1 protein-coding gene and 1 pseudogene are annotated in these 1,947 nt (G+C 61.2%); one reads left to right on the top strand and one right to left on the bottom strand.

The features are described from left to right. Nucleotides 1-377, top strand: a pseudogene (locus NW839_RS09775) (hypothetical protein); the annotation flags it as partial. A gap of 256 nt (nt 378-633) precedes the next feature. Here NW839_RS09775 and NW839_RS09770 read toward each other — a convergent pair. Further along, nucleotides 634-1,788 (bottom strand): AI-2E family transporter, encoded by a 1,155-nt coding sequence (locus tag NW839_RS09770; RefSeq protein ID WP_414380611.1) that lies wholly within the window; start codon nt 1,786-1,788, stop codon nt 634-636. Nucleotides 1,789-1,947: the final 159 nt, after the last annotated feature.

The following is a 1,947-nucleotide window of genomic DNA, read 5'->3' as shown; positions in this document are numbered from 1 at the left end:
CCACTCCTACTCCGGCGCCAACACCCAGCCCGACGCCCACACCCACACCCACTCCGACTCCAACGCCAGAGGCGACGCCCACGCTTGTACCTCGTCGCCAGCCGCGCTTTCAACTGGGCCGCCCCCGTCCGACACCAGAGGGGATCCCGGCTGTTCCAACGCCACCGCCCGTAGTAGCCACTCCCGAACCTGAGCTTACGCCTGAGCCCAGCCCAGAGCCCTCTCCGCAAGCTGTGCCCACTTCAACTCCCCAGCCTGTGGCTACGCCTTTGCCGCGCGTGACCCCTATCCCTTTCCAGGAGCGGCGGGTGCGCCAGCAGGGGTTGCGGCTTTTCCCGCCGGGACTCCACAGTCCAACCTTGCCAGGTGAGCGATAGCGGGACAGAATCCTTGGTTGACAGAATGCCCTTCGCACAGCGGGCCGTGGGCCTCACTGTTTCCCCGATGCCGCTCTGCCTGGGTGCGCAGTTGCCAGTTGTCGCGTTCTCACACCGGTCAAGCGCGAGGAGCGTGGAGCGACGGGAAAGAATCCCCCGGCTCTAGCCGTGGGGAGAACGTCGATTCCTGCCCAATGGAAGGGCCGGTCGTGTGGCTAAGCTGATGGGGTTGAGCCAAGTCAGGAGCATTGCCCCCTCAACCTTCTCGCACCGATTGCGGTCGCGGAATGGGATCCTGGTTTTCCGCCTGGGTGGAGCTCTGGATCCCGTTCTCTCCACTTTCCAACCTGAGCAAGGGCCGCAATCGGGATCCCTGCCAGGGATCCAGGACATCCCGAATTAGCACCTCCTGAATCCACACCTGCAGGATTGCCGCCAAAGGCACGGCCAGGAACAGGCCCAGCACCCCAAAGAAAAAGGCTGAAGTAACTTGAGCTACTAGGGTTAGGGCGGGCAGGAGCGACACCTGTCGGGACATAACGATGGGGGTGAAGACGCTGCTTTCCAACTGCTGGATCAGGATATACAGCCCCAGCACTGCCAAGGACTTCCAAGGGGCATCCGTGAGGGCTACCAGCATGGGGGCTACCACGCTTAAGGTGGGGCCGATATTGGGGATGAAGTTGAACAATCCCGCCAGCACCGCATTGGCCAAGATCAGGGGCACCCCCAAAATCCACAGCCCGATCCCACTCAGCAGCATCACCAAGGTGCTGGTAAACAGGATCCCCATCAGCCACCCTCGCAGCGCCAGCTCACAGCGCTTGAGGATGTAGCGAATGCGGGGACGGTAAAAGGCCGGGAAAACCGAGACAAAAGCGCGACTGTAGGCTTGGGGATCCGCCAACAACAAAATGGTGAGGATGATTACAAACAATAGGTTGAGCAGGGTGCCAAAAAAGGCAGTGAAGGACTCGGAGAAAAAGTCGCGCACCTGTCGCACCAACTCGGTGGCCTGGGGCACCAAGCTATTGGCCAATTCCCGCAGCGTCGGCAGCTCAATATCCGTCGGCAAAGAGAGAATCAAGCTCTCGAACAGCCGCTGCGCTTGCACGATCCCGGCGGGCACCCCATCGGTAAACAGCCACCGCAACTGCTCCGCCAGGGGGGGCACCACGATTAGCCCCACCAAGATCGCGGCCACCAAAACCGTCAAACTGGTGATGACAATTGAGGGGCCACGCCGAAAGCCGTAGCGCTGTGGGATCTGGGCCAAGGTATCCAATGCTACTGCCAACACAATGGCCGCGAACACCAACAGCAGGATCTGCCGGATCTGCCAAAGCAGAACTAGCAGGCCCAACAGCGCCCCTAGCCCCAGCCACTGGGCGAAGGTCACCCGCCAGCTCACCTCCTCTCTCGCCCGGTTGTCGCCTATTCTAGATGGGATCCCGACAAGTCCCATCGCTATTCGAGAACCCTGGATGCGCGATCCTGTCCCTTCAGCTAGAAATCGCAGGAGCCCCGCACTGTACCCGTAGGGTCGGTGTCGGGAGGAATGCGCTTTGAT

This window comes from Synechococcus sp. R5-15, assembly GCF_047462035.1.
GTDB lineage: Bacteria > Cyanobacteriota > Cyanobacteriia > Thermostichales > Thermostichaceae > Thermostichus.
This window is presented reverse-complemented; position numbering and strand designations above follow the sequence as displayed.